This window comes from Thiomicrospira sp. (assembly GCF_014859555.1).
Taxonomy (GTDB): Bacteria; Pseudomonadota; Gammaproteobacteria; order Thiomicrospirales; family Thiomicrospiraceae; genus Thiomicrospira.
Genome location: NZ_JACUTY010000006.1, coordinates 34,134 through 59,923, shown reverse-complemented (window position 1 = coordinate 59,923; position 25,790 = coordinate 34,134). Strand labels below are relative to the sequence as shown.

28 protein-coding genes and 1 tRNA gene are annotated in these 25,790 nt (G+C 45.7%); 17 read left to right on the top strand and 12 right to left on the bottom strand.

All coding sequences use genetic code 11. From position 1 onward, the window contains the following. Positions 1-274: 274 nt before the first annotated feature. Positions 275-2,389: a methyl-accepting chemotaxis protein gene (locus IBX48_RS02265; protein ID WP_296830268.1), complete on the top strand. Its 2,115-nt coding sequence runs from the start codon at positions 275-277 to the stop codon at positions 2,387-2,389. A gap of 53 nt (positions 2,390-2,442) precedes the next feature. Continuing rightward, on the top strand, positions 2,443-3,606 hold the full coding sequence (locus IBX48_RS02260) for an ATP-binding protein (RefSeq protein WP_296830266.1): 1,164 nt from the start codon (positions 2,443-2,445) through the stop codon (positions 3,604-3,606). A 39-nt stretch (positions 3,607-3,645) separates the two neighbouring features. Here the strand turns inward: IBX48_RS02260 and IBX48_RS02255 are convergent, their stop codons facing one another. From IBX48_RS02255 to IBX48_RS02245, 3 genes are all read right to left on the bottom strand, one after another. Beyond that, on the bottom strand, positions 3,646-3,825 hold the full coding sequence (locus IBX48_RS02255; RefSeq protein ID WP_296830264.1) for a magnesium transporter: 180 nt from the start codon (positions 3,823-3,825) through the stop codon (positions 3,646-3,648). Positions 3,826-3,937: 112 nt separating this feature from the next. Beyond that, entirely contained in the window at positions 3,938-5,380 is a 1,443-nt protein-coding gene (locus IBX48_RS02250) for an OmpA family protein (protein ID WP_296830262.1), read from the bottom strand. Between the two features lie 119 nt (positions 5,381-5,499). After that, complete coding sequence (locus IBX48_RS02245; protein ID WP_296830260.1) at positions 5,500-7,146, bottom strand: Ig-like domain-containing protein; 1,647 nt, start codon at positions 7,144-7,146, stop codon at positions 5,500-5,502. A gap of 577 nt (positions 7,147-7,723) precedes the next feature. Between IBX48_RS02245 and IBX48_RS02240 the strand changes: the two genes are divergently transcribed. Then, entirely contained in the window at positions 7,724-7,918 is a 195-nt protein-coding gene (locus tag IBX48_RS02240; protein ID WP_296830258.1) for a hypothetical protein, read from the top strand. A 39-nt stretch (positions 7,919-7,957) separates the two neighbouring features. Here IBX48_RS02240 and mgtE read toward each other — a convergent pair whose 3' ends face one another. Further along, positions 7,958-9,448 carry a magnesium transporter gene (mgtE, locus tag IBX48_RS02235; RefSeq protein ID WP_296830255.1) on the bottom strand — a complete coding sequence of 497 codons (1,491 nt, stop codon included), beginning with the start codon at positions 9,446-9,448 and terminating at the stop codon, positions 7,958-7,960. Positions 9,449-9,506: 58 nt separating this feature from the next. On the opposite strand from mgtE, the gene IBX48_RS02230 reads away from it, so the two are divergent. Both IBX48_RS02230 and IBX48_RS02225 read left to right on the top strand, forming a co-directional pair. Next, positions 9,507-9,725: a GDCCVxC domain-containing (seleno)protein gene (locus IBX48_RS02230; RefSeq protein ID WP_296830253.1), complete on the top strand. Its 219-nt coding sequence runs from the start codon at positions 9,507-9,509 to the stop codon at positions 9,723-9,725. Next, positions 9,722-10,078, top strand: a complete 357-nt coding sequence (locus IBX48_RS02225) for a DUF3147 family protein (RefSeq protein WP_296830250.1) — start codon at positions 9,722-9,724, stop codon at positions 10,076-10,078. The genes IBX48_RS02230 and IBX48_RS02225 overlap by 4 nt, the downstream gene beginning before the upstream one ends. Positions 10,079-10,096: 18 nt before the next feature. Here IBX48_RS02225 and IBX48_RS02220 read toward each other — a convergent pair whose 3' ends face one another. From IBX48_RS02220 to IBX48_RS02210, 3 genes are all read right to left on the bottom strand, one after another. Beyond that, a complete protein-coding gene (locus IBX48_RS02220) occupies positions 10,097-10,297 on the bottom strand; it encodes a hypothetical protein (protein ID WP_296830248.1) in 201 nt (66 codons plus the stop codon). 307 nt (positions 10,298-10,604) lie between these two features. After that, the gene (locus tag IBX48_RS02215) at positions 10,605-11,414 is read right to left on the bottom strand and encodes an undecaprenyl-diphosphate phosphatase (RefSeq protein WP_296830245.1); all 810 of its coding nucleotides are present in this window, start codon (positions 11,412-11,414) and stop codon (positions 10,605-10,607) included. 30 nt (positions 11,415-11,444) lie between these two features. After that, positions 11,445-12,629, bottom strand: a complete 1,185-nt coding sequence (locus tag IBX48_RS02210; RefSeq protein ID WP_296830241.1) for an SAM-dependent methyltransferase — start codon at positions 12,627-12,629, stop codon at positions 11,445-11,447. A 198-nt stretch (positions 12,630-12,827) separates the two neighbouring features. Here IBX48_RS02210 and IBX48_RS02205 point away from each other — a divergent pair, with 198 nt between their 5' ends. Together IBX48_RS02205 and IBX48_RS02200 are read left to right on the top strand one after the other, a co-directional pair. Next, complete coding sequence (locus IBX48_RS02205) at positions 12,828-13,292, top strand: FliG C-terminal domain-containing protein (protein ID WP_296830239.1); 465 nt, start codon at positions 12,828-12,830, stop codon at positions 13,290-13,292. 8 nt (positions 13,293-13,300) lie between these two features. After that, positions 13,301-13,762, top strand: coding sequence for a FliG C-terminal domain-containing protein (locus IBX48_RS02200; protein ID WP_296830237.1), 462 nt, complete (start codon positions 13,301-13,303; stop codon positions 13,760-13,762). A 36-nt stretch (positions 13,763-13,798) separates the two neighbouring features. Here the strand turns inward: IBX48_RS02200 and folB are convergent, their stop codons facing one another. Continuing rightward, positions 13,799-14,182: a dihydroneopterin aldolase gene (gene folB, locus IBX48_RS02195; protein WP_296830233.1), complete on the bottom strand. Its 384-nt coding sequence runs from the start codon at positions 14,180-14,182 to the stop codon at positions 13,799-13,801. A 66-nt stretch (positions 14,183-14,248) separates the two neighbouring features. Here folB and plsY point away from each other — a divergent pair, with 66 nt between their 5' ends. Further along, positions 14,249-14,866, top strand: a complete 618-nt coding sequence (plsY, locus tag IBX48_RS02190; RefSeq protein WP_296830273.1) for a glycerol-3-phosphate 1-O-acyltransferase PlsY — start codon at positions 14,249-14,251, stop codon at positions 14,864-14,866. Between the two features lie 136 nt (positions 14,867-15,002). On the opposite strand, the gene IBX48_RS02185 is transcribed toward plsY, so the two are convergent. Both IBX48_RS02185 and tsaD read right to left on the bottom strand, forming a co-directional pair. After that, entirely contained in the window at positions 15,003-15,323 is a 321-nt protein-coding gene (locus IBX48_RS02185) for a hypothetical protein (RefSeq protein WP_296830229.1), read from the bottom strand. A 128-nt stretch (positions 15,324-15,451) separates the two neighbouring features. Beyond that, positions 15,452-16,492, bottom strand: coding sequence for a tRNA (adenosine(37)-N6)-threonylcarbamoyltransferase complex transferase subunit TsaD (gene tsaD, locus IBX48_RS02180; RefSeq protein WP_296830226.1), 1,041 nt, complete (start codon positions 16,490-16,492; stop codon positions 15,452-15,454). Between the two features lie 149 nt (positions 16,493-16,641). Between tsaD and rpsU the strand changes: the two genes are divergently transcribed. From rpsU to IBX48_RS02155, 5 genes are all read left to right on the top strand, one after another. Next, positions 16,642-16,860 carry a 30S ribosomal protein S21 gene (gene rpsU, locus IBX48_RS02175; RefSeq protein WP_296830224.1) on the top strand — a complete coding sequence of 73 codons (219 nt, stop codon included), beginning with the start codon at positions 16,642-16,644 and terminating at the stop codon, positions 16,858-16,860. 18 nt (positions 16,861-16,878) lie between these two features. Beyond that, positions 16,879-17,325, top strand: a complete 447-nt coding sequence (locus IBX48_RS02170; RefSeq protein WP_296830222.1) for a GatB/YqeY domain-containing protein — start codon at positions 16,879-16,881, stop codon at positions 17,323-17,325. Positions 17,326-17,481: 156 nt separating this feature from the next. Next, positions 17,482-19,242, top strand: a complete 1,761-nt coding sequence (gene dnaG / locus IBX48_RS02165; RefSeq protein ID WP_296830219.1) for a DNA primase — start codon at positions 17,482-17,484, stop codon at positions 19,240-19,242. 124 nt (positions 19,243-19,366) lie between these two features. Beyond that, positions 19,367-21,154: an RNA polymerase sigma factor RpoD gene (gene rpoD / locus IBX48_RS02160; protein ID WP_296830215.1), complete on the top strand. Its 1,788-nt coding sequence runs from the start codon at positions 19,367-19,369 to the stop codon at positions 21,152-21,154. A gap of 90 nt (positions 21,155-21,244) precedes the next feature. Beyond that, positions 21,245-21,321, top strand: a tRNA-Ile gene (locus IBX48_RS02155). Between the two features lie 189 nt (positions 21,322-21,510). Here IBX48_RS02155 and IBX48_RS02150 read toward each other — a convergent pair. After that, positions 21,511-21,918: a hypothetical protein gene (locus IBX48_RS02150; protein ID WP_296830212.1), complete on the bottom strand. Its 408-nt coding sequence runs from the start codon at positions 21,916-21,918 to the stop codon at positions 21,511-21,513. Positions 21,919-22,069: 151 nt separating this feature from the next. Next, positions 22,070-23,176 (bottom strand): Fic family protein, encoded by a 1,107-nt coding sequence (locus IBX48_RS02145; RefSeq protein ID WP_296830210.1) that lies wholly within the window; start codon positions 23,174-23,176, stop codon positions 22,070-22,072. A 308-nt stretch (positions 23,177-23,484) separates the two neighbouring features. Here IBX48_RS02145 and IBX48_RS02140 point away from each other — a divergent pair, with 308 nt between their 5' ends. From IBX48_RS02140 to IBX48_RS02125, 4 genes are read left to right on the top strand one after another with little or no spacing between them, the layout of a single operon-like run. After that, a complete protein-coding gene (locus tag IBX48_RS02140; protein ID WP_296830207.1) occupies positions 23,485-23,877 on the top strand; it encodes a DUF423 domain-containing protein in 393 nt (130 codons plus the stop codon). A gap of 12 nt (positions 23,878-23,889) precedes the next feature. Continuing rightward, on the top strand, positions 23,890-24,546 hold the full coding sequence (locus IBX48_RS02135; protein WP_296830205.1) for a dUTP diphosphatase: 657 nt from the start codon (positions 23,890-23,892) through the stop codon (positions 24,544-24,546). A gap of 58 nt (positions 24,547-24,604) precedes the next feature. Beyond that, on the top strand, positions 24,605-25,012 hold the full coding sequence (locus IBX48_RS02130) for a CidA/LrgA family protein (RefSeq protein WP_296830201.1): 408 nt from the start codon (positions 24,605-24,607) through the stop codon (positions 25,010-25,012). Further along, complete coding sequence (locus IBX48_RS02125) at positions 25,005-25,718, top strand: LrgB family protein (RefSeq protein ID WP_296830198.1); 714 nt, start codon at positions 25,005-25,007, stop codon at positions 25,716-25,718. The genes IBX48_RS02130 and IBX48_RS02125 overlap by 8 nt, the downstream gene beginning before the upstream one ends. The last annotated feature ends 72 nt before the right edge of the window (positions 25,719-25,790 follow it).

Genomic DNA, 25,790 nt, shown 5'->3' with positions numbered 1-25,790 from the left:
TCTGAAAAACTTGGCGTTGCCAGAATGAATCAGGGGTTAATCGAGGTGCCCATTTTTAAGACAGTCTAACCCAGCGGGGTTAATTTAAATATGAAAATAAAGAACAACTCAAAACCGCACGACAAAGCCACAATTGGCATTAGCTGATATAAGCCAGACTTGTGCTGGCAAAAAGATAATTTTATTACGTTTGTTAAGTTTTTTGATTAGACTGGGCGCCAGATTATTTTTTGACCGGCTAAGAATTACCTTGTTTTTACTTACGGAGATTTGAATGAAAATCAAAACGCGCTTGTTGTTAAGTATTATTGCTGTGCTGGTGTTGTTAACGCTGGGTAATTTATTTACACAATTTATTATGCATCAGTCGCAACAAGCGGTCGATAAGATTATTAATGTCAACAGCGCCAAGCTCAATGCCGTGAACAAGTTGAAAAACTTTGCCGACGAGCGCGCCATTATGCAGCGTAATATGGTGATCATTGAGGATGAAGAGGCTTTAGCTAAGCAGATGACGTTATTAACCGACTCTTCACAAAATATCGCCGGCTTATTTGATGCTTTGGATGCGATGGAGCTTGATAAGGCCGAAGCCATTATGTTAGGGCGTTTGCGCGCGAATGCGGCCAGCGCGTTTTCATCGTTCGGTGGTTTTACTGTTGCGCTGGATGTTGGTTTTACGGATGAAGCAAAAGACATTTTATTAAACGACTTTGATCCTAAATATCAAGAGTTTGCGCAGATTGTGGATGTGTTTTTGCGTTACGAAATGCAACAGAATGTGAATGCCGTTAATGCGATGCATAAAGATCAGCAGTTTAACCAAATGTTAATTTGGTCAGGTTTGGGTATAAGTGCTTTGTTGTTAATTTTTGGTGGTTTATGGGTCGCATCCAGCATCACGAAACCGCTTGAACATATGGCGAATACCATGCAAAAAGTGGTGCAGACGGGAGATTTAACCCATCGCGCCAACTTAAAATGCAAAGGCGAAATGGGCATGATTGCTCAAGGTATGGATCAACTCATGGCGAATATTGAAAGCGCCATCAAAGAAGTGAACCAGGTGATGCAGACGGTGGCGAAAGGCCAGTTTTCAGCGCGGGTGTCTAACCAATATGAAGGCCACTTTTTGGAACTTAAAAATGGCGTTAACCAATCGGTTAATCAAGTTGAAGCCGTTATGAACATGTTGCAAAAAACCGCACACAACTTCCGTTCGGGTGAATTAAATGTGCACCGCGATCAGCATGCCCAGTTGCAAGGTGGTTTTGAAGATGTATTGTTTGACTTAGAGCGTTCAGCTAGCCATATTAAAGAGTCGGTCGATGATATCGGTCAGACCCTCAATGCTTTAGAACATGGCGATTTTTCAAAGCGGGTTGAAGCCGAAGCGCGTGGCGACTTTGTGCCGCTGAAGGATTCGATTAATAAGAGTTTGGATTCACTCGAACAATTTGTTGAAAGCCTAGGGCAGGTTCAAAATCAGATTAGTCAGGGCGATTTAAGTGCCCGTATTACACAATCTTACGAAGGTAAAATGCAGTGGTTGCGTGATAACCTCAATCAATCAACCCAGAATATGGCTGAAATGATTGGTCAGGTGGGTCTGGTTACTCATGGCGTTAGCTCTGGCGCGCGTTCGATGGCGAATGGTAGCCAAGACTTATCCGATCGTATTCAGCAGTTGGCGCAGTCGTTAGAAAAGACATCTTCATCAATGGAAGAAATGACCGGCAGTGTTAAACGTAATGCGGAAAATGCGGATCAGGCTAATAAAATGTCAACTGAAGCTCAACAAAAACTGACGCAAGGTGTAAGTATCATGCAGCAAGCGATGGGCTCAATGGAAGATATGCTGGCCGCCAGTCGCAAAATCGAAGATATTATTACATTGATTGATGGCATTGCCTTCCAAACTAACCTGTTAGCCTTAAACGCCGCAGTAGAAGCCGCCAGAGCGGGTGATCACGGGCGTGGTTTTGCCGTAGTGGCGGGCGAAGTACGTGGATTGGCGGGTAAGTCGGCTGAGGCCGCCGGACAAATTAAAGGCTTAATAGAAGACACGTTAAGAATTAGTGAAACCAGCGGTGATTTAGTGCGTCAAACCAGCGAAGCCTTAACCGAAATTAATCAAAGCATGGCGACCATGAGTTCAATGGTGTCAGACATTGCGAATGCGAGCCAACAGCAAGCTGACGGTATAAATACCGTGAGTCATGCGGTAAGTGAAATGGATAGCGTGACCCAACAAAACGCCGCGATAGTTGAAGAGTTAGCCGCCGGCAGTCACGATTTGCAAGAGCAGGCCGATGACTTACGTCAACAGGTGTCGCGATTTAGACTGGAACCCAGCGCTAATGTGGCGATTACTAAAAAACAAAGTTAAACACCTTATCAACCAAGACACTCCCTGGGTTGTTAAGAAAGGGAGGGGCACCTATGAAGTTTCGGTCATTACGAACTCAATTTAATCGTGGTTTTGGATTCACGGTAAGTTTGGTGTTTTTGGTTTTTTGGGGGCTAGGTTTGTCCGCGGTTTATTTTGGTAGCCAATACTGGGTAGGTCAGCAATTGACTGCCGATGCGCGTGCTTTATTGACGCAGACGCAATGGTCGGAAAACCAACCTATTGAGGTCGACATCAGTTCTCAGCGAGTCAACTTTTCTGAACCCGGTTCTGGGCATTATTTTGTTTTGTATGCTCAAGGTCAGCAGCATATAGACTCGCCTTCGTTAGATGGTTATGTGCTGCCTTTACCGGAGCGCACCAGTGCAGACGTTGATTTATTTATTGCTGAGGGACCCAATCAAAAACCGGTGTTAGTGAGTTTTGGTAGTGTGGAGTTTAATGACCGCTGGTTGGATTTAGCTGTCGCAAAGGATTACACCTTAGAAACCGCCATGCTTAAACAGTTTTATGTGTTTTATAGTGCCTTAATTGGCTTGTTATGGTTGATTACCTTGGGCTTAAGTCGATATTTTTTAGGGCATCAATTGGGGCACTTACCGAATTCTAAACAGCTTGGGTTGCAAAGTTTGCAGGCCGATATTTTTGGTAAACGTTGGCCATCCGAATGGATGCCTTTAGCCGACCATTTACACCAGGCTCTGATTCAGCTTCGAGCGCGCATGGTGTTAAACGATCAAAAACCCAACGCTTATCAAATTCATTGGCCACGTGATTTGCGTCGTCATATTGACGCTTATCAAGCCAGTCATCCAGACCTGCAGATCAAATTAAATTATACGCCTGAAGACGCCACCTTTTTGATTGCGCAAACGGACATGGATTTACTATTAAAAAACTTACTGAATAACGCGGTCAATTGGAGTGAGTCGCAGGTGATGGTCAGTGTGGCTCATTTAGATGATCGCTTATGTTTGCGTTTTGAAGACGATGGTGAAGGCATGGCAGCGGATCGTTTAGAGCAAATTCAGCAACGTTCTCAAGCACGTCAACCAGGTGAGGAGCCGGGTGGTTTGCAGCAGGTCGAACAAATGGTGTATGCCTATCAAGGGCATTTGGTATTCGGTCACAGCGAAAGCCTGGGTGGCTTACTGGTCGAACTTTATTTTGATCGCCCCAAACTTGAGCTGGGCTAGAAAGTAGAAGCAAAGCACCAGGCCTGGTGCTTTGTTGTTTTAAGGGATTGGGATAATCGCGACCGCAATACTAAAGTAAATAAGTATCCCTAGAATGTCCGCCATCGATGTAATGAGTGGCGCGCTGGCGGTGGCGGGGTCTATTTTGAGTTTGCTGAGTAAAAACGGCAGGCTTGTGCGCCTGCCGAGAATTAAAGGCAAAAAGAACAACAGTGCCACCACACATCTTCTAAAGCCGCCACCTATTGTAGAAAAGTGCGGCCTCAAATGAATTTATGTTTGGTGAGAAATTAAAGGGGGGGGGGAGCAGTGGCTCTGCCCCCCCCTTTAATTATTTTGTCACGTAATTGAAGATAATATTAACGCGACGGTTTTCCTCCTGACCTTTCAGCATAGTGTCGTAAGAGACGCGTTTGGTTTTGCCGAACGCTGCAGTAGACAGTCGTTCACGCGATATGCCCTCTTTGCTCACTAGATGATCGACCACCGCCTCTGCACGCTTCTGCGAGATTTCCATTGCATCTTTATCAGATACACTTGTCTTGCCGACGCGGCCAGCCGCATGCCCTTCAACGGCTGCAGTGATAGCAGGGTCCGCTCTCATAAGCTTCGCCACATTAGCAAGTTCATTGTAGTACTGTTGATCTACTACGGTTTTGTATGGATCGAAATTCATCTCCATCGCGATTGTCATTCTAGCGGGGGTCACCTTAAGACCTGCGATATCCGTTACACAAGCAATGACCGCTGCAATGCGACGATTCGCCTGTTTGCCTTCGCGCGTACTATTGTCAGCGATGGGGCGAGTCTCACCGTATCCCACTGCCGTTAAACGGTCGGGGGCAATATTTAACTCATCGACCAGATAGCTCACCACACTTTGTGCACGACGCTGCGAGAGTTTCAGGTTGTAGTCCCTGGTACCGACATTGTCAGAATGCCCTTCGATTACGGCTGTGGTGTCGGGGTATTTTTTCATAAATGTCCCTATGACTGCAAGCTTCTCCTTCTCTTGGCGCTCAATCACATCCTGCTTTATCTCAAACTGGATATCGAGGATGGTGCAATACTCCTGTGTCTTCACTTTGATCGGCACGACTACCTGTGGCTGAACGGGCGTTTCCCTGCCGAAGCGATAGACTAGGCCTAGTGAAAACATATTAATGTCGCCCTGGCCCCCCACTACGTCGTCGATACGGTAGCGTTCCGCTTCTGCACGCAGCCCAACCGATCTGCTTAGATCATATTGAAGCCCCACACCAGCTTTGTAGTGGGTAGCGGTTTTGGTTGGTGTGTCATCCGTTGGCCCACTAACAGCACCGCTACTAGAAAAAGTGCCTTCAGTACGGGCATAGTTCGCGCCCACTCTGGCGAATGCGGAGAACTTCTCATTGACTGGCAGAAAACCGACTAAATCGAGATTCACGCCTTTAAGGTTGATCTTCCCATTTAGAGTTCCCTCTGGTACGGTAGTCGCTTTGTAACTAAACTGTCCAAGGTCAAAATAGCCAGCTTCTATAGCAAAGTTATGATTAAGCTGATATCCACCAAAAAGTTTATACGCCCAGTCGCTATCGTCGGCATTGATTGTGCTCGAAGTGAAACCAGAATCAATTAGCTGTCTATTAATAGACTTATCATCAATCTTCGCTTTGGATTGGCCGATATTGCCACCCATATACCAGAATGAATCGTCGGCCAGCGCGTATGGGCTAACCATCACAGCACACCCCATTATGCCTAGCATGCCTGCGGTCTTAGTAATTCTTTTCATATTGTTCTCCAAATATCCTGGTGCAACTCATCGAGAGCCACCAATATAATGTGCCAGCTTGCGAAAGCCCCCCTAGCGAGGGGCTTCGGACTTTTCTAATGCAACCCATTTTTCAGGGCTTACTGGGGTACGCTAATACTTGTGACGGATGTATCCGCGCCAGTAAGGGTAATCGCACCCGCTCCGCTAGCACCTGCCAGAACACGCCCACTTACCGCAGAGCCGCTATTAATTGTTGCGGTCCGACCTGCCAAAATATTGCCATACCAGGTTGTACCTTGGCCGATAGTGATATCCAGACCGGCGATAAACCAGATATTTCTGGCCTGCGCACCGTTGGCTAATTTGACTTCAGTCTCGTTGCCTACAATCCCAGAATCAACAAAGGAGCTGTCTATCTTAATAATAAAGATCGCATTCGGATCACCTTCAGCATCGAAAGTGACGGTATTACCTGCAGCTAGACCAAGCGCGGCCTCATGATAGACGCCAGGGAGGAGGATTTTCCCGTCTGGAAGTGATGAAGCACCCAGCTCACCACCGAGGAATCCAGTAGCAAAAGTGTCTGCCTTATTCTTGCCCTCGACCCACGCGGTATTCAGATCATTGGTGACAGCAAGAGCAGTAGCGCCGTCATCATAGGGATCACCCGCCCAGTAGATTGAGCCATTCACAGTCATGCCAGTTGAGCTTACATAGGTCTTCACAAGACAGGTCTGCGATGCACCCGCATTACCAGTAGCATCGGTACAGCTTGCTTCTGGATATAGGGCAATATCGCCATTTACTACAGTAACCCCCGTTGTTGTCAGCCCAGCACGCGAGGCGATACCGAAGGATTCAGCGACACCCAAATTGATGGCCAGCGCTTGCGGCTCCACAACGGTTTCTCCTGTTCGGAAAGTCCACGGATTCGGCGAAACTCCTGCCTGCAGTGCATTACCCGCCAGATCTTCTACCGCATCACTGACCGTTACCGTGTAGTCGGTATCAGGCGAGAGATTGGACGATGGTACAAAAGATGCGATATGGTGCTGCACATCATAAGAAACTGTTCCAGGCACATTGACCTGGGTAGCCGTCTCCATCACCGTATAGTTCGTGGCGGTTATTGTGGCCTGACGCATCTCCTCACTAAAGGTTGCGTTAATCGTTTTATTAAGCGGCACATCAGTGTCGAGATCAGCCGGATTGGTCAAGGTTATAGTGGGAGCATCAAGATCTGCCGTGCCAGTCTGCCAGTTCCACGGATTGGGCAAACTGCCTACGGCTGGAGGTACAAGCAGTGCATTGCCTGCCAAATCTGTTGCCGCCGCTGTAATGCTTGACTTATGCCATGTGGCATTAGCGAGATCGACATCCGGATTGAATGCCACCGTATTGTTGGTATAGCTCACGACACCTGCAACGGGACTAACACAATCACCTCCCTCAGTTGCGGTTGAGCATACCGTAAAGGTCGTGCCCTCAGCAGTAGATGGAGAGGCCGAAATCAATGTAGCCGGATCCATCGCTTCGCTAAAGGTCGCGGTAATATCCCGGTTTAAGGGCATCAATTCGGTCGTACCATCCAGCTCACTGACACGGATTATTGTGGGTGCGGTACTATCCACCACAATCGGCGCATTCTCGCCACCGCCGCTGCCGCCACCGCCGCTGCCGCCAAGAATGGGATCGCTACCACTATTACAACCAGCCGCCAGAGCAATCAGCAGTAATGCTGAAAACCATAGCAGTGGTGTGGTAAATTTTTTAAGTTTGTTCATTCTATTCATCCTATGTTATCCGATCCTAAAAAGAACCATATTGCCCCGTTCTAACTCAGTATGCATCTAAGCGGAGCGATGACGATTTATTTTGCGTATTTTTATTACTAGCAGTATGCAGTAGTATTTTGTTATTATCCTTTTTTTTATCAGTAACATAGAAAAATTTGCAAATAATTACTTAAATCAGTGTCTTAACCGCCATCCACAACCGCTACCCCTTAAACCCGGAGTAGTTGTCCCATAAACGTGTTTTAAGCTTACCGCGTCTATTTGTGTCAAATTTGTGGTCTGTCTGCCAGACTGTTCTGGTCTAATCGAAACGGACACTTGAATGAGAGGCAATAGTTTTTGTCAAGCCTAGGAGTGTTTGTGAATCAGAAGCGGGGTGCTGAAATGCTTTCCTCTACAACAAATCAGTCACCAAACGACTTGGAGTGTATACACTTTTTCGTACCTAGAGTTCTTTCTAGCTCAACTCAATGTTTTTAATAAAGGCAATAAAGAGGTTAAAACCCTTGTTTATTGCACATTTATAGAACGCTTGTGTATAAGCTTTGAAGACGATGGTGAAGGCATGGCAGCGGATCGTTTAGAGCAAATTCAGCAACGTTCTCAAGCACGTCAACCAGGTGAGGAGCCGGGTGGTTTGCAGCAGGTCGAACAAATGGTGTATGCCTATCAAGGGCATTTGGTATTCGGTCACAGCGAAAGCCTGGGTGGCTTACTGGTCGAACTTTATTTTGATCGCCCCAAACTTGAGCTGGGCTAGAAAGTAGAAGCAAAGCACCAGGCCTGGTGCTTTGTTGTTTTAAGGGATTGGGATAATCGCGACCGCAATACTAAAGTAAATAAGTATCCCTAGAATGTCCGCCATCGATGTAATGAGTGGCGCGCTGGCGGTGGCGGGGTCTATTTTGAGTTTGCTGAGTAAAAACGGCAGGCTCATGCCCATTAAACTGCCGACCACAACCACCGCCACCATAGATAAGCCCACCACCATGGCGAGTGCTTGGCCACCTTGCCAAAAGCCGATTGCAGATATCGCCACGCCCATGGTTAAACCCAATGCGGCGGCGACCGAGATTTCTTTGAGCATTAAATGCCCCCAGTCTTTCATGCGAACATCACCAGTGGCGAGCGAGCGCACCATGAGCGTGGAGGCTTGTGCGCCGGCGTTACCGCTGCTGCCGATAATTAAGGGTAAAAAGAATACTAACGCCACTACGGCAGCAATCATATGCTCAAAGGTGGCAATCGCCATGCCGGCGAAAATATTGACAAACACCAATAACAATAACCAGCCGATGCGTTTTCGGTACAGCAAAAATGGCCCAGCTTCACTGATGTTGAAATTAATCACACCCACAGAACCCATTTTGTGGAAGTCTTCGGTGGTTTCAGCTTGAGCCACGTCTAATACATCATCCACTGTAACCATCCCGATCAGAACGTTATCTTCATCCACGACGGGTAAGGCGTTGAGGTCGTAATGTTGCATGATTTCGACCGCTTTTTCTTGGTCTTCGCGGGCATGAATATAAATTACGCGATGATCCATAAGCTGTTTAATCAGGGTTTGCGGATCAAGTGCTAGGGCGAGTTTACGAATGTGTAATGCATCGGTAAGTTGATTGTCTTCATTGGTGACAAATAAAGTATTAAAGCGGGTGGAATCTTGTCGAAAACTGCGCAAGTAGTTAAGGGCTTGTTGCACGGTCCAGTGTTCTTGGATGCTGACATAATCTGGGCGCATTAAACGCCCCACACTCTCAGGCGGATAACCCAGTAAAAGCTGAACTTCTTTAAGTTTGTCGTGGGGCAATCGCTGGGTTAAGACTTGTACAACCTCGGCCGGTAGCTCGTCTAAAAAGGCGGCGCGGTCATCGGCATCAAGATTTTTAACCAAATGCAAAGCATCTTCATCGCTGAGTGCGTTGATTAAGTCTTCTTTTGCCCCTTGTGATAAATAGGCAAAGACCGCACTGGCGGTTTTTCGCGGTAGGGTGCGAAAAAATAAAGTTTGGTGGGCTTTTGGCAACGCTTCGAGCAGCTCGGCCATGTCCGGTATTTCGACCTCAAGCACGACTTGACGAATCACATCAAAGTGTTTTTGATCTAATAGTTTGTTGAGCTCGGTTATCCGGTCTTGAGAAACTTGTTTGTCATGTGAGGGATCCCAAATCCATGGGTAATTCATTGGTCGCCAGGCCTGCTCTAAGTTGGGTTTAATTAAGGATATGGGATTTAGTATAACGAAACCTAGCGCTTGGCGTAAACAATCCGATGAGTGATGAATCATTTAAGCTTTGGCGCTGCTCAGGTTATAATTGAATGCTATACAAAGCCTTATAAGGGAGATGGATATGCAATTAGAGTCGGAGTTAACTTGTCCTGCGTGTGGTTATAAATCGACGGAAACTATGCCGACGCAAGCTTGTCAGTATTATTTTGAATGTGTGCAATGTGGCCTACTCATGACCCCGAAAAAAGGCGATTGTTGTGTGTTTTGTTCTTATGGAACGGTACCTTGTCCATCTATTCAAGCCAATTTAAGCTGTTGCGAGAAAAGTAAATGAGCTGGCTTATAACCAAATATTTAATTACCGCAGGCCTGGTGGTGCTGATTTCTGAAGTCGCGAAACGCAGTGATAAGTTGGGGGCGTTGATTGCAGCTTTACCAATGGTGACGGTGTTGGTATTGATTTGGTTGTATGTCGAAGGTCAAGCGGTAACCAAAATAGCCAATCATGCCTGGTATACCTTTTGGTATGTGATTCCGACCTTGCCGATGTTTTTGGCGTTTCCTTGGTTAATAACGAAGTTCGGATTTGTCTGGGCGATGGTCGGTAGTGTCGCCATTACAATTTTATCGTTTATTTTGGTGGCTTGGTCGGCGCGTTTCGTGGGAGTTGAACTGCTGGATATTTGAGTTCAGGCACTGGTTTGATCATGGCTGGCGTTTGAATTGATCGTAAACGCGGAAAAAATCCCACCAGATTTTAAGATGTAAATCTGGGTTGATAGTTTCTAAAATGCCGGTGTTGTCTTTGCCTTGCGGGCGGCCTTTATGAATAGGATAAGCTTGCGCTGAGGTGGCTAAGCCGACAAACAGAATAATGAACACATTTTTCTTAACGAGCGTTTTCATCGCGACATCTTCCTATAAAAGGTAAGACCGTCGAATTCGGTTTTATGCAGTCAGATTTTTTAAAAAATTAAATGTACTGCGCTTTTCCAAGCCTTAATAGCCAAGTCTTGGAAAAGCGATTAAAGACAGGGCTTTAAGGCTTGGCCAAGAAGGTGGAAAATGTAATGCAACATCGGTTGCTTAAACTCGAACCCACACAGTCTCTCCATAGTTAAAAACAGACCGCGCATGTTAAAGAAGTCCGGTCGGAATTACAACCGCTTAAGCACGCTTTTCTGCAAGTTTTTTAGAAGCTCTTTGTTAAACCTTACAAAAAGAGATAAAGCAACAGCAGTCCGAGCGCAAATCGATACCAAGCAAACGGCGCCATGCCGATCCGGTTAATCCATTTTAGAAACAGGGCGATCACCAGGTAGGCGCTGATAAAGGCGATAAAAGCGCCGACAATCAAAATATCCCAATAAACCGGGCCGGTGGATTGCAGTAAATCTTTTAGTTTTAATAGTCCCGCGCCCAAAATAATTGGGATGGAGAGTAAAAATGAAAAACGCGCCGCGGCTTGTCGTGTCAGGCCGATCATCAGCCCGGCAGTAATGGTGATGCCAGATCTTGAAGTGCCGGGAATGAGTGACAAGGCTTGGGCAAACCCCATAATAGCAATGTCTTTATAACTCAGCGTGTGTTCATCGCGTTCGCGTTTGCCTTTGACGTCCGACCACCAAAGCAATGCACCAAAGCCGATGGTGGTGGCGGCGATAATTAACGGATTACGCAAGGTCTCTTCTAGCCCATTATTAATGATCAGACCAAACAGTACCGCTGGAATTGTGGCGAAGATAATCGCCCAAGCGAGTCGGCTGTTTGAGGTGGGTTGGCGTTTAACAATCGACACACTCCAATCTCGACTCATATGCCAAATATCTTGGCGAAAATAGATCACCACAGCCAGTAAAGTGCCGACATGCACCGCGACATCAAACGCCAAACCTTGATCAGGCCAACCAAACAGTTGGGGCATTAAAATAAGATGGGCGGAGCTTGAAACCGGTAAAAACTCCGTTATGCCCTGAATGACAGCAAGCCAGACAATTTGTATCCAATCTAAGGTTTCTTGCATGGGTATTCCTTTTAAGACCAGGCCTGGTGGTTAGAGTTGATGGCGTAAATCGCGCATTTTGAAGCCGATTAATCCTAAGTCCAGGTGTTTGCTTAAAGCCATCACTTTAAAGTTTTCGCCCATTTCATTTGGTAAAGTTAGGGTTTTTATTTGTTGGGCGACTTTAAGTTGTTCGGTAAGGGGCGCATCTTGGTCGCGCGCCATTTCAAGTAAACCCGATCCCATTAAAAAATGCGCTTGAGTGGTATAACCGGCTACTTTTAGTTTGGAATCATAAGCCGCTTCCGCCACCGCGGTAAAATCCACATGGGCGGTAATGTCTTGCAAGCCTGGGTAAAAAAATGGGTTGCTATGTGCACGGTGTTGGTAATGGCAACGTAGGGTTCCCATATGGCGTGCGGCTTGATAAAACTCTTTGCGCGGGTAGCCATAGTCAATTAAAAGCACCAGGCCTGCTTCTAGAAAGTCATCAATCGAATGTAACCAGGGTGCGATATTTAAATTGATTTCGGTGTGATAAAAACGTTCGGATGGTTCGCCGATTTGTTTTAATAGTTGATTGGCGATTTTCTGCAAAGTCGGTTCGGTAATCGGTTGATATTGCCATTCAAATTCGGCTTTTTCTTTATTCCACTGCACAAACGCTTTTGATGCTTGAGCTGGCTCAAGGCGTAAACGCTCAACCGGCATGGCATCTAATACTTCATTGGCCAAAACTACGCCCTGAATCGGAGTGCTCGGCAAGCTGTCCAACCAAACCACCTTATTAAAAAGCGCTTCAGGTAAGTTTTGTAAGGTTTCTTTTTGACGTTGTTTCAAATCGGCGCTTAACTCGATAATAAAATAATGCTCAATCGGTTGTTCAAGTTCGGCTAATTCAAGCAAAATGTCGCGCGCCATCACACCGCGCCCCGCACCAAATTCGATGATGTTCGGATGGTTAAGTTGACTCAGCACCTGTTGCGCTTGGCGCGCCAAACAACGCGAGAAAATGGATGACACTTCTGGAGCGGTAACAAAGTCGCCCTCTAAGCCGATTTTGGGCAATCCGTTGGTGTAATAACCTAGGCCGGGTGTATAAAGCACTAGGCGCATATAGTCGGCAAAACTGAGTTGGTTATGACGGTTTAGGTGGCGTCGAATTTTGTCTGTTAGAAGTTGGCTGCGCTGTTTCGCGTCATCATTCGGTTCAGGGAGCGATTTATTTGGTTTCATCAACAAGTTTGAGTTTGGTTAGCATTTAAATTGAGGCTTATTATAGTTGGCTTGGTTATGGATTTGGATAAATTTGGTTTGTGGCTATCTGGTGTTAGAATATTTCTAATAATCATGATTTGGGCCGAGATTTGCTAGTTACAATAAGCTAGGTTCATATTGGATTTAATCAAGCGGACGATTAGGAAGTCATTATTTATGAAAGTCGGTATTCAAAAAGTACATGAAAACGAGTGGTTGGTGCAGATGGGGTGTGCCATTATGCGCTTGGATCGCTTTTCGGTTGAGCTGCTTAATATCACGCTTGAGCATATGCTCGCCTTAGCACATGGCGAAAACCACTCAACCCTAAAAAGTTACATCAAATTGGGTTTAAAACTCAAACAGCTCAGCCCGAATGATATGCAAGTGGTGATTCGCGAAATTAATAATCAGGACTTAGTGGTATTGTTAGGTTTGGCTAAGGATCAAAGTTTGACCGATAAAGTGCTCGAGAATGTGGGCGCCATTCTGGCGAAACAGATTGAATCCGACTTGTTAAATAATCCCTTGCCGGAGCACGAAGAAGCGAAACGCTGTATACAGCGCTTGATTGAAAAACTGTTTGAACTCGATAGCAACGGCAAAATTGAGTTTATTGACGAAAACACCCAATACATTTAGGAAGTCAGATGGAAATTAAAGCCAAACGTCAGCAGTCTGGTCAATATGTCATTGAAGTCGGCCCCACCATTTTTAACCTGCCGGAAACGGTGGTTGAAGCCTTAAATAAGGTGATCAGAGAGCGTTTTAAAGTGGTCACCGAGCAAGACAAAGAACGCATGCAAAAACGTTTGACTGCGTATCGTGCGTTAGCCGGAAAACTAACCCAAATCGAAAATGCGTTAATGCAAGATTTGTTGAATCAGATCAGTTCTGAACAAATGGTGACCTTGGCGCGTATTGCCGTAGGTGATGAGGTTTATAAAAAAATCACGGCTAACTTGTCGCGCCAAAACGCACGTCAGTTTGAAGATGATTTTAAGCGGTTAGATAAAATCTCCATCCATCAAGCCAGCACGCAGATGGAGAAAATGGTGCCGATTCTTAAAAAAGTGATTCAAGCTCGCCGACAAATTCAAGCCGAAGGCTAAACCTTCAGCTTTTGAGGTCAGGCGTGCCTTAATTCTTTAAAGCTGGCGTTGCCGCCAGATTTTGACCCCAACTTGCTTGGCCTCCGCGACCGCGTGAGGCTTGGCTAGCTTTAGTTGAATAGCTTGTACGCCGCTATAGTGTTGCAGCACATGCTGACAAACCTGCTCCGCTAGGGTTTCAATCAACTCAAAACTTTCCTGTTGTGCCAGTTTAATAATGTCTTGTGAGACTTTCGCATAATCAACCGTGTCCGCCAATTGGTCGGTTTGCGCCGCGCTGATAATTGTGGTGAAAAGTTCAATGTCAAACAACAAGGGTTGCGCTTGGCACTTTTCCCAGGCGTGTACACCGATAATCGTGTTGACTTTGAGGCCTTCAATAAAAATACTGTCCGTTTGCATTTGAGTGTGTTTGCTCACAGTGTTTATCCAATAATGTTAAAATCCGTCGACTTATTTTAAAGGAATAATAACCTCATGAGTGAAATGATCTTATTACCAGGCCTGGTGGTGCTCGCTTATCTAGTCGGTTCGGTGTCGTCGGCGATTATTGTGTGCAAGTTAATGGGCTTAGGTGATCCGCGCGAGGCTGGTTCCGGCAACCCGGGTGCCACCAATGTATTACGTATTGGCGGCGAAAAAGCCAAAATGGCGGCGGCGATTACCTTGTTAGGTGATGTGCTAAAAGGCGTGATTCCAGTGCTAGTCGCGCACTGGCTGGCCTTGGATGCCTTGTGGATTGTGTTGGTCGGTTTGGCCGCGTTTATTGGCCATTTGTATCCGGTTTTTTTCCAGTTTAAAGGCGGAAAAGGGGTGGCGACCATGTTGGGCGTGTTGTTGGCCTTAAACTTTTGGGCCGGCCTAGCCACCGTGGCAACTTGGTTATTTGTGGCGAAGGTTTTAAAAGTGTCGTCTTTATCCGCTTTGATCGCTACTTTTTTGGCGCCGATCTATATTTATTTTATTACCCAATTGATAACAGGAGGGCCTGAAATGAGTTGGGTTTGGGTGACGGCAATCATGACGGCGATGTTATTCTGGCGCCATCGCGGCAATATCGAACGCTTGTTAAAAGGCGAAGAAAGCCTGATTAAACCTAAGTGATTAGAGTTGAGCTTCGATTTGACCTTGATTTATTTAGGTAATGTGGTTGGTTTAGTTTTGTAGCGCCACTTAGTTGAAAAACCAAGTGGCATTTTGGTTAACGGTTCATTCCGCTACCAGGGTGGCTATTGCGGCGTTACTGGCGTTGCATCTCGCGACGTTCTTCCAGCATGCGCTCTCTATGTAGTCGAATTTCAGTGTCTTCACGAAACTCACCAGGTCGTCCTTGCGGTCCTTTTCCGTCGTAAGGGCGCTGTTGACGGTGCATGTCACGACGCTCCTCCCGCATTCTTTCTTGATACTCACGCGCGGTTTCGTTATGCCGCATCTCACCTGAGCCATAAGTTCCTTGGCGGTCGTGCATTGGCATACGATCTTGGCGTTCGTTAGGGCTACTTTGTGCCTGGGCTAAGCCAATTGCAAAGGGTAGGGTTAATAATAAAATGAGACGTTTCATGATGTTTCCTCCTATTTGGTGGAACCTAAGCGAGTCTAAGAATTTAGGTCGCTTAACTATCAATTATGCATAAATTGGTTTGGATGTCATTTTTTTTAAAAGAAAAATGAATAATTGAATTGGAAGGTTTAAATCGCGGGTAGATCTTCCAGTGACCAGCGAGCTTTGGCCGCAAAGTTAAGATCATTGTGTTCGCCCGCTAACAGCCGCTGTGCGCCAGCATAGGCAATCATGGCGCCATTGTCGGTGCAAAACTCTAAACGTGGGTAGAAGGCGTGCCCTTTGCGTTTAAGCATTAACGCATCCAGTTTGGTGCGAATTTCGCGGTTAGCACTTACGCCGCCGGACACCACTAGGGTGTTTAATCCCTCTTGCTCTAAGGCGCGTTTGCATTTAATTGTTAAGGTGTCGGCTACTGCTAACTCAAATGCTCGGCAAATATCCGCACGAGTTTGATCATTATCATCGCCTTGAGCTTGCGCCTTGTGCCAGGTGTTTAAACTGAACGTTTTTAGGCCACTAAAACTCATATCCAAGCCGGGGCGATCTACCATTGGGCGCGGAAATTTATAGCGTGACGCATCACCTTGTTGCGCCAGTTTTGAAACAATCGGTCCACCCGGATAACCCAGTCCCAGCATTTTGGCGGTTTTATCAAACGCTTCGCCCGCGGCATCGTCGAGTGTATCGCCCAATAAACGATAACGACCAATACCATCCACCCGAATTATCATGGTATGGCCACCCGACACTAATAATGCAATAAAGGGAAAGGCCGGCGGGTTATCTTCCAGCATTGGTGCTAGTAAATGACCTTCCATATGATGCACACCAATAGCCGGCACTTGCCAAGCATAAGCTAAACTGCGCGCAATCGCGCCACCCGCCAATAACGCACCAATTAAGCCGGGCCCGGCGGTGTAAGCTACGCCAGAAATTTTGGGTTGACCGGCTTCCTCAAGCGTCTGTAGGATCAGTGGCGTAAGTTTACGAATATGATCACGTGAGGCCAATTCAGGTACAACGCCGCCATACTCAGCATGCAGTTCGATTTGGCTGTATAAATTATGGGCCAATAAGCCGCGCTGGGTGTCATAAACTGCGACGGCACTTTCATCGCATGAGCTTTCGATTCCGAGTACAATAAGGGGGTGATGTGAATCAGTCATGCTTTTCCTGTGAACAAATAAAAATTAAGTAGCGATTTTAACAAAATAATTTGCAAATGCGGGCGCGCAAAACTATAATCTTGCTCTTTATTGCTGCCAGTCAAGGTTAGCGGACAGAATTTTTCCAATTAAATCAAAGAAGAAGCTTTATGCCAATTGTAAAATTAAGAGATACAGAACCATTTGACGTTGCTTTACGTCGTTTTAAGCGTGCTTGTGAAAAAGCGGGCGTATTAACTGAGTCGCGTAAGCGTGAGTTTTATGAGAAGCCAACTTGGGCTAAGAAACGCATGAAAGCCGCCGCGGTTAAACGCCTAGCTAAGCGTTTGTCTCGTGAGCGTCGCCGTTTGAACGGCCGTCCGTTTTAAGACGGTCGGGATGAGTCGATGAGCGATTATAAAACGGGTTTAACCGAAGAAATGAAGCGCTGCATGAAAGCGGGCGAAAAAGCTCGTTTGATGGTGGTGCGTGCCATGCTGGCTGCCATCAAGCAGCAGGAAATTGATCAGCAAATCACGTTAGATGACACTCAGGTGTTGGCGGTATTGGATAAGGCGTTAAAGCAACGCCGAGATTCTTTTACTCAATACACAGAGGCCGCACGTGAAGACTTGGCTGAGCAAGAGGCTTATGAAATTTCGGTGATTCAGGATTTTATGCCACAACCTTTGACAGAAACAGAAATCGCCCAAATGGTCGCTGATGCTGTTACTGAGGTCGAAGCGAAAACCATGCAGGATATGGGTAAGGTTATGGCCTTGTTAAAACCTAAGATGCAAGGTAAAGCCGATATGGCGGTGGTAAGCCAGAAAATCAAAGCCAGCTTAGCCTAAATAGTTCGTCTATTTTAAGTTTGAGCCCGTTCAAAAAACCCGTTAACAATAGGTTGATGGGTTTTTTTGTTTTCGGCAAAACGTTTTGTTGATGGTTTCGATTTGTTATATATCGCGGCCATCATGGCGTGTATTGGCTAGGGGGTAGGAGACGGAATGGAGTATAAAGGCGCAATTCCTCGCGATTTTATTGATTCGCTGTTATCCCGTGCCGATATTGTCGAGGTTATTAACCAACGTGTACCGCTCAAAAAAGCAGGCGCTACTTTTAAAGCCTGTTGTCCGTTTCATCAAGAAAAAACCCCGTCATTTAATGTTAATCCACAAAAGCAGTTTTACCATTGCTTTGGTTGTGGTGCGAGTGGTGATGCGCTCAAGTTTGTGATGGAATATGAGGGTTTATCCTTCGTTGAAGCGGTGGAGTCGTTAGCGGCACAAGTTGGCTTAGAAGTGCCACGTGAAAAACAAACACCGCAAGCCGCTAAAAAAATCGAACATGCACGTGATTTGTATGAAGTGATGACGTTAGTCACCAAGTTCTATCGAAAACAATTACGTGAGCATGCGGCATCCGAACAGGCCAAGAACTATTTACGTCAGCGTGGTTTAACCTCCGATATCGCCAAACAGTTCTTAATTGGTTTTGCACCGCCGGGCTGGGATAGTTTAGTTTCTGGCTTAAAAGCCGATAAGCCTTTAAAGGCTCAGTTGATTGAACTGGGCATGCTGGTTGAAAAGGATACGGACAAACTCTACGACCGATTTCGCAACCGTATTATGTTCCCGATTCGAGACGGGCGTGGCCGAATTGTGGCGTTTGGCGGACGTGTTTTAAGTTCAGACGATCAGCCTAAATATTTAAACTCACCAGAAACCCCAATTTTCCATAAAAGCTATGCCCTGTATGGTCTGTATGAGTTACGTCAAGCACGCCAAAACTTTGACCACATTATCGTAGTAGAAGGTTATATGGATGTGGTCGCCTTAGCGCAGTTCGGTGTGCGTAATGCGGTCGCTACCTTAGGTACGGCCACTACGATTGATCACTTGCAGATGTTGTTTCGTCAGGTCAATGAAGTGGTGTTTTGTTTTGATGGCGATAGCGCGGGTTTAAAAGCCGCTTGGAAAGCACTAGAGCTGGCTATGCCGATGATGGAGCAAACGCGTTCGGTGAAGTTTTTATTTTTACCGGATGGCGAAGACCCGGACTCGGTGGTGCGCAAAGAAGGCGCGGACGGCTTTAAACAACGCGCAAAACAAGCGCTGACTTTGTCACAATTTTGGTTGCAGGGCTTGCAAAACCGCTTAAGCGTCCCCATACAATCTCGTGAAGGACGTCAACAACTCGTTGCATTGGCGCAGCCCTATGTGCAAAGTGCGCAGGGTTTATATCAGTATTTACTGGTGGAAGCGGTCGCTGAAGCTGTGGATTTACCCACTTGGCGGTTAGAAAAACAAATGGGGGTAAAAACTGGGTTTTCGCAGTTTAAATCCTCAAAACCGGTGGCGGTCGATTCAAGTCCTGAAGTATCGCAAGTGATGAGTTTATCGAAACATTTGGTGTGTATTTTGCTAGTACGTCCGGGTTGGGCGGCGGCGTTAAATCAAGCGATCGGAAACGCGTTGGAACAATCACAACGTCGAGATGATCGATTATTATCGGGCGTGCTGCACCAGTTAATGCAAAGTTTTGAAGCGGTAGCGGCGGTGCGTTGGATGCAACAAGCCGGGTTTGCAAAAGAATACGAGTTTATCCAGACACGTCGTTTGCCAGAGGATGAAGAGGCCTTAAAGGTGATGCTGCAAGAAGCCGCGAATCGCCTGCTGGATGAATTAGAAAAAATGAGTTTAACGCAACAAAGTTTGAGTCGCCAATCACTGGCGGATTTGCAGGCCTTTTTGGCCGTAAGGCAGTAATTTTAATCGCTAAATTCGAATAGATAGTAAAATAACAAGTTGGTTTTTTGTTATAATTTACGGTTAGTTTTTTGATTTGGTGTCGGGTGTATGACGGCGTCTATAATCGTTATTTGAGGCAAACATGACAAAAGTAGAAAGAAAGCAACAGTTAATTGACTTGATAGAGCGTGCCAAAGATTTGGGCTACCTCACCTATGCGGATGTGAGCGACGTTTTGCCGGATGATATCGAAGAAGATCAGCTAGGACAAGTCCTGACGATTCTGACCGATTTTGGTATTCAGCTATTTGACTCAGCACCCGAAGAAGACGAACTCCTTACCAAAGAAGGCGGCGCGTTTGATGAAGCCGCAGCGGAAGCGGCGATTTTAGCTTTGGCTGAGGTCGATTCTGAATTTGGTCGCACCACCGATCCGGTCAGAATGTATATGCGTGAAATGGGTTCGGTTGAGTTGTTAACACGCAAAGGCGAAATTGATATCGCCAAGCGCATCGAAGCTAATATTCGCGGCATGTTGGACTCTTTATCCAAATACCCAATGTGTGCAGAAAAAATTCTAAAAACCTTTAAAAGAATGGATAACGGTGAAGGCAAAGTCGCCGACGTTATCCAGGGCTTTATTGACCCAACCGATCTTGAAGAAGTCGCGGTTGAAGACCTAAGTGCTGATTCAGACAACAACGAACCAAAAGATGATTCAATTGATCCGGCCCTAATCGAAGCGTTTTTAACCACGCTTGAAAAGTTACACCGTGATGCGGTGAAAGCTGAAGATCAACATGGTTCAGGCGATCCAAAAGCCAAGAAAAAACGTGAATTGGTGGTTGATCACCTGCGCACCGTACGTTTGACACCTTTGTTTACCAATGGCGTTATTCGCGATATTAAATCCAAAATTGCTGGCATTCGTGAACAAGAACGTGTGATCGTAAATGGCGTGGTTCGCAAAGCCGGTGTTACACGCAGTAAATTCCTAGAAATTTTTGTAGAATCGGAATCCAGTGCGGATTTAGTGGACCGTTTGATTGAAGCCAACCCGGCTAAATCAGCCGCGATTGAAGAATTGCGCACCGAAATCAAGCGCGCACAAAAACGTTTAGCTTTGATTGAGAAAAACGAAAAGATGGCCATCAGTTATTACAAAAAGGTCTATAAAGACCTGAGTAAATCTGAAAGCTTAGCCCGCGCCGCCAAGCGCGAAATGATCGAAGCCAACTTACGTTTGGTAATTTCGATCGCGAAAAAATACACCAACCGTGGTTTGCAGTTCCTCGATTTAATTCAGGAAGGCAACATCGGTTTGATGAAAGCGGTTGATAAGTTTGAATATCGCCGTGGTTACAAGTTCTCGACCTATGCCACATGGTGGATTCGTCAGGCCATTACACGTTCGATTGCCGACCAAGCCCGTACCATTCGTATTCCGGTGCATATGATTGAGACCATCAACAAACTTAATCGTATCCAGCGTCAGTTACTCCAGAAAATGGGTCGCGAACCCACTCCTGAAGAACTAGCCGAAGAAATGGAAATGCCAGAAGACAAGATTCGTAAGGTCATGAAAATTGCCAAAGAACCGATCTCGATGGAAACTCCAATTGGTGATGACGAAGATTCATCGTTAGGCGATTTTATCGAAGATTCAAATATCCTGTCGCCATCGGATTCAGCCGATCAAGAAGGCATGAGTGAAACGGTTCGTGAAATGCTCGGCACCCTGACACCACGCGAAGCCAAAGTGCTACGCATGCGTTTTGGTTTAGGTATGAATACCGACCACACGTTGGAAGAAGTCGGCAAACAGTTTGATGTAACGCGTGAACGTATTCGTCAAATCGAAGCCAAAGCCTTGCGTAAACTTCGTCATCCAAGTCGTGCTGAGCGTTTGCGTAGCTTCTTGGATCACTAAGTCCCGTTTACATCCCCGCAAAACCCGCTATAATAAGCGCACTTAAACCACCAGGCCTGGTGGTTTAAGTTTTATACTCCCTTCCCAAAGGGGCCCTTAGCTCAGCTGGTTAGAGCAAACGACTCATAATCGTTAGGTCCACGGTTCAAGTCCGTGAGGGCCCACCATTTATATTTACTTGCGTAATTCTCTAGAACTAATTTATTCCTCAATTTTTTACATAGACGCCAACACTGCGTGGTGACTACCAGGCCTGGTTGCTTACAAAAAATTAAGTAACTTTTATTCAAAAAAGAGGTTAGGGGCTGATTTTACACGTTTATAAATGGGTTTTTGTTTTTGGTTATGAATGATTCCTAAATAGAGTAATTCATTCTGAAATAGTTCATATCTTGGCTTGCTAGTCCTGTCCATTTCTCACCTGGTTTCAATTTGAAAGGAATATTAAAGTTACCGTTCATGATAATGAACGGTTGTACATTTTTTGTAACGCTATGAAACTGAGTTTTTGCAGTATATCCACAGAAATGTGTGATGGTTGTGGCTAAAGTACCATTGTTTACAGCACGAACATGAATGTATCTTTGACCTTCTTTACCTGGATGTGGAGGATGTAGCTCCATGTTAGGAGTTACATATATCTTTAAGCGTGCACCAGACCTTATGGCAACAACAATATTCCAAGTTAATGTTAATGATGCAATTATTGCACCCCACCAAGCTGCATAGTCGCTTGCCTGCAATGTTGTAAAATCAATAATCATTTGTCTGACTTATATGTGCTGGAAAAAACTCTTCGAACATAGCCTTTTCTTTGAGCAATTGGTTCAGTTATCATGCAATATATCGTGCTGTAAAGCCAACTCCACTTTTACACATTACAAAGCGGGTTTAGATTATCTAACTATGTTAAGTTCAAATTTTCGCCTGTAGCCTGTAGCTAGTGCTTCGGCCTCCGCCGGGATTTTGGATTAGGATGCCGCGCGTTTTTAAGTCCGAAATATCTCTTAACGCTGTATCGTTGGAGCACTTGGCTAGTTTGGCGTATTTGGATGTGTTGATGTGTCCGACAAAGTTTGGCTCTAGCATTCGATTAATGATGATGCGTTGACGTTCGTTCACCGGATTTTGATTGATTTGGTTCCAGAGTTCTGCTTTGAACAAGACTTTTCTTAGTGTGGTTTCTGCACTGTCTATAGCGCGACCAAGGCAATCTAAAAACCACTCAAGCCAGCCGGTGATGTCCGGTGACTGACGTTGTTGTTGCTCAAGTTGATCGTAATAATTTTTCCGTTCTAACTCAATTTGGCTGGATAAGCTATAGAAACGATCTGGCGTATCATCTGCCCGCGCTAGCGCCATATCGCCAATGGCCCTGGCTATACGACCATTGCCGTCTTCAAATGGGTGGATGGTGACAAACCAAAAATGTGCTATGCCTGCCTTAATAACCGGATCAACCTCTTTTTGAGTTTCAAACCAGGCTAGAAAGCAGTTCATTTCGTATTCTAAGTGCTCGGCGTTAGGTGCTTCAAAGTGGACTTTCTCACGTCCAATTGGGCCGGAAACCACTTGCATTGGGCCAGCCTCAATTGTGCGCCATTGACCAACTGTAATGCGGTGCATGCCGCTACGCCCAGTTGGAAATAATGCGGCGTGCCAGTCAAACAGGCGTTCTTTGGTTAGCGGGTTTGTGTATTTCTGTGTTGCATCAAGCATCATTTCAACAATGCCTTCAACATCTCGGCTAGCTGGAATGAGGCCAGCTATGTCGATACCAAGGCGTCGTGCAATCGAAGATCGTACTTCTTCGGGGTTCAAGGTTTCGCCTTCGATAGCGGAGGATTTAACTACGTCATTGGTTAAGGTGCTGAGGCTGGCTTCGCGTTTTAAGTCGAAGCCTAGACTTTGCATTTGACCTAATAACCGACCTTGACGATAACGAATTTCCGCCAGTTTGGATGTGAGAGTTTGGGTATCCCAGGAGAAGTTAGGCCAGTTTTTGTGTTGATGTATCCACATATAGATTCTATTCACCGCATATTTTAATGTGATTGTAGAGTTTATTCGCCGCAAGGTAAAGGCTTTTCACTGAACATTTTGCGGTGAATAGAGACATTATTCACCGCAAATACTTTAATCTGGTTGGTTAACACAGTTTGTCAGGAGGCTTGACGAATAATTAGTGAATCCAAGTAATGATCAAATTGTAGAGTGAAGGATATTTTGAAATGAATAATGATTCGCAAAAAATATTGTGAGCCTTGTCATGCGCACGTTATGATAATTGGTTATAAATGGTAGGTTTTGAAACTTGGAGTGAACAATCAGTGCAAGCGAATAATTGGTTAGCCGTGTCAGCCTTAACAATGATGTTGGCCGTGGGTTTGGGGGCGTTTGGTGCGCATGGTTTGGAAACGCTGATTAGTGCGAAACAAATGCAAACTTGGCAGACGGCGGTGCTTTATCATTTTGTACATGGTTTGGCTTTATTAGGGTTAAGTTTGGCGGTTTTGGCTAAACCGGAATTAGCGTTTCGCGGGATTAAAACGGGTTTATTGATCGGTTTGATTTTGTTTTCGGGTAGCTTGTATATTTGGGTGTTAACAGGTTGGTCGTGGTTGGTGTTTTTAACGCCGATGGGTGGGCTTATTTGGTTGGTTGTTTGGTTTAGTTTGGCCTACCAGGCCTGGTGCTTGACGCATCATCAAAAACAGAATTAGAGGGAAATTATTATGCAGGCAAAATCACAGATTGAACAAGTCGTCGCTATGCAAATTCTATTGAATGAGCGCACGGTACCGAATTGGATGGCACATGATCTTGACTGGGACAGTGCGATTTTGGTGGAAACGGCTGAGGCAATTGATTCGACCGATTGGAAGTGGTGGAAACACGGCGAAACCAATATGGCCAATTTGCGCGTTGAGGCGGTGGACTTGTTGCACTTTCTGATTTCGAAAGCTTTAAAACAGTATCGCGATAGCGATTTTGTGGTGAAAACCATGCTGGAACTGGTCGAGCATAAAGGGCCGAATTCTTTGTCTTATGTAGATTGGCTGAAACAAGTGGCACTTTATACCCTTGAAAATAAGGTGATCAAAGCCTTGCAGGCGTTGTTTGGTTTGTTTGATCGGTTGGAGATGAATTTAACAGACGTTCATCAAGCTTATATGACTAAAAACCTTTTGAATCACTATCGACAAGAGCGCGGTTACAAAGATGCGGATGGGGATTATTTGAAAATGATTGAGGGCGAAGAAGACAATGTTGTGTTTGCGCGGTTAGTCGCGAGTTTGGGTGAGGAGGTGTTGGACATCGAGTTATTGCGTGCGACCCTATTTAAGGCGATGGATCAAGCGGTTGAAAAAGCACGTGCGACCAATGCTTAATACCGAGTGGGTTTCATAATTGAAGCGCACAGAATTGAAATGGAGAAATGAACGAACCATGTCTGATTCCACCTCCGATCGCCTAGCGGGTTTTAGTTTTTTAGGCTTGATTACGCTGTTGCTGGCTTATCAGTTGATTGGCGAAATTATTGTGCGTGTTTTAAATTGGCCGATTCCTGGGCCGGTGATCGGCATGTTTTTATTGTTTATTAGTTTGTTGTTTCGCTCGAGCTGGGCGAAAGGTTGGATTGAACCTTCGCAACATTTTTTGCGTTATTTATCGCTGTTTTTTGTGCCGGCCGGCGTTGGGGTGATGATGCATTTAACCCGGGTTGGCGAACAGTGGTTGGCGATTGGCGCCGCCTTGGTGATTAGTACGCTGGTGAGTTTAGTCGTGACCGCTGTAGTGATGTTGCTGGTTATGCGTTTGAATGCACGCATCGCAGGGGTAAAGAAACATGACTAATGTTGCGGATATTTGGGTATATTTAGCCGCCAGTCCTTTATTTGGTTTAGTGCTCACCTTGGTTTTTTTTCAAATCGCGCAAGCGATTTACCGCCGATTTAATCACCATCCGTTATTAAATCCGGTGGCTTTAAGTGTGCTCGCTATTATTGGCGTATTGACCCTGTTTGATATTGATTATGAAACCTATTTTGAAGGCGCACAGTTTATCCATTTTTTATTAGGCCCCGCGACGGTAGCGTTGGCGATTCCGTTATATCAATATCGTCAAACGCTTAAAGACTTGTGGTTGCCGATTGTGATTGCGTCATCATTTGGTTTGGTGGCAGCAGGTTTAAGTGCGTTTTGGATTGCGCAGAGTTTAGGCGCGAGTATCGAAACCATGTTGTCGTTGGTGCCCAAATCGGTCACGGCGCCAGTGGCAATGGGGATTGCGGAGAAAAATGGCGGGGTCGCAACTTTGACGGCGGCGTTTGTAGTGATTACCGGCATTCTGGGCGCGATGATGGCGACCTGGGTGTTTAAACTTATGCGACTAAAAGATGATCGAGTTAAAGGTATTGCAATGGGTGTGAGTGCGCACGGATTGGGCACCGCTAAAGCGTTTCAGTTAAGTGATCAGATGGGTGCGTTTTCAGGTTTGGCGATGGCTTTGTCGGCTTTTATCGCAGCATTGATTTTACCTTGGTTAATGAGTGCGCTTTAAGCACAAATAAGACGGGGAATAAGCTGAATAACTCTAAACAAGACCACCAGGCCTGGTGGTTTCGGAAAACAC

Coding starts and splice junctions, on each gene's coding strand:
- IBX48_RS02265 (WP_296830268.1), top strand. CDS start 275: ATGAAAATCAAAACGCGCTTGTTGTTAAGTATTATTGCTGTGCTGGTG.
- IBX48_RS02260 (WP_296830266.1), top strand. CDS start 2,443: ATGAAGTTTCGGTCATTACGAACTCAATTTAATCGTGGTTTTGGATTC.
- IBX48_RS02250 (WP_296830262.1), bottom strand. CDS start 5,380: ATGAAAAGAATTACTAAGACCGCAGGCATGCTAGGCATAATGGGGTGT.
- IBX48_RS02245 (WP_296830260.1), bottom strand. CDS start 7,146: ATGAACAAACTTAAAAAATTTACCACACCACTGCTATGGTTTTCAGCA.
- IBX48_RS02240 (WP_296830258.1), top strand. CDS start 7,724: ATGGCAGCGGATCGTTTAGAGCAAATTCAGCAACGTTCTCAAGCACGT.
- mgtE (WP_296830255.1), bottom strand. CDS start 9,448: ATGATTCATCACTCATCGGATTGTTTACGCCAAGCGCTAGGTTTCGTT.
- IBX48_RS02230 (WP_296830253.1), top strand. CDS start 9,507: ATGGATATGCAATTAGAGTCGGAGTTAACTTGTCCTGCGTGTGGTTAT.
- IBX48_RS02225 (WP_296830250.1), top strand. CDS start 9,722: ATGAGCTGGCTTATAACCAAATATTTAATTACCGCAGGCCTGGTGGTG.
- IBX48_RS02220 (WP_296830248.1), bottom strand. CDS start 10,297: ATGAAAACGCTCGTTAAGAAAAATGTGTTCATTATTCTGTTTGTCGGC.
- IBX48_RS02215 (WP_296830245.1), bottom strand. CDS start 11,414: ATGCAAGAAACCTTAGATTGGATACAAATTGTCTGGCTTGCTGTCATT.
- IBX48_RS02210 (WP_296830241.1), bottom strand. CDS start 12,629: ATGAAACCAAATAAATCGCTCCCTGAACCGAATGATGACGCGAAACAG.
- IBX48_RS02205 (WP_296830239.1), top strand. CDS start 12,828: ATGAAAGTCGGTATTCAAAAAGTACATGAAAACGAGTGGTTGGTGCAG.
- IBX48_RS02200 (WP_296830237.1), top strand. CDS start 13,301: ATGGAAATTAAAGCCAAACGTCAGCAGTCTGGTCAATATGTCATTGAA.
- plsY (WP_296830273.1), top strand. CDS start 14,249: ATGATCTTATTACCAGGCCTGGTGGTGCTCGCTTATCTAGTCGGTTCG.
- IBX48_RS02185 (WP_296830229.1), bottom strand. CDS start 15,323: ATGAAACGTCTCATTTTATTATTAACCCTACCCTTTGCAATTGGCTTA.
- tsaD (WP_296830226.1), bottom strand. CDS start 16,492: ATGACTGATTCACATCACCCCCTTATTGTACTCGGAATCGAAAGCTCA.
- rpsU (WP_296830224.1), top strand. CDS start 16,642: ATGCCAATTGTAAAATTAAGAGATACAGAACCATTTGACGTTGCTTTA.
- IBX48_RS02170 (WP_296830222.1), top strand. CDS start 16,879: ATGAGCGATTATAAAACGGGTTTAACCGAAGAAATGAAGCGCTGCATG.
- dnaG (WP_296830219.1), top strand. CDS start 17,482: ATGGAGTATAAAGGCGCAATTCCTCGCGATTTTATTGATTCGCTGTTA.
- rpoD (WP_296830215.1), top strand. CDS start 19,367: ATGACAAAAGTAGAAAGAAAGCAACAGTTAATTGACTTGATAGAGCGT.
- IBX48_RS02150 (WP_296830212.1), bottom strand. CDS start 21,918: ATGATTATTGATTTTACAACATTGCAGGCAAGCGACTATGCAGCTTGG.
- IBX48_RS02145 (WP_296830210.1), bottom strand. CDS start 23,176: ATGTGGATACATCAACACAAAAACTGGCCTAACTTCTCCTGGGATACC.
- IBX48_RS02135 (WP_296830205.1), top strand. CDS start 23,890: ATGCAGGCAAAATCACAGATTGAACAAGTCGTCGCTATGCAAATTCTA.
- IBX48_RS02130 (WP_296830201.1), top strand. CDS start 24,605: ATGTCTGATTCCACCTCCGATCGCCTAGCGGGTTTTAGTTTTTTAGGC.
- IBX48_RS02125 (WP_296830198.1), top strand. CDS start 25,005: ATGACTAATGTTGCGGATATTTGGGTATATTTAGCCGCCAGTCCTTTA.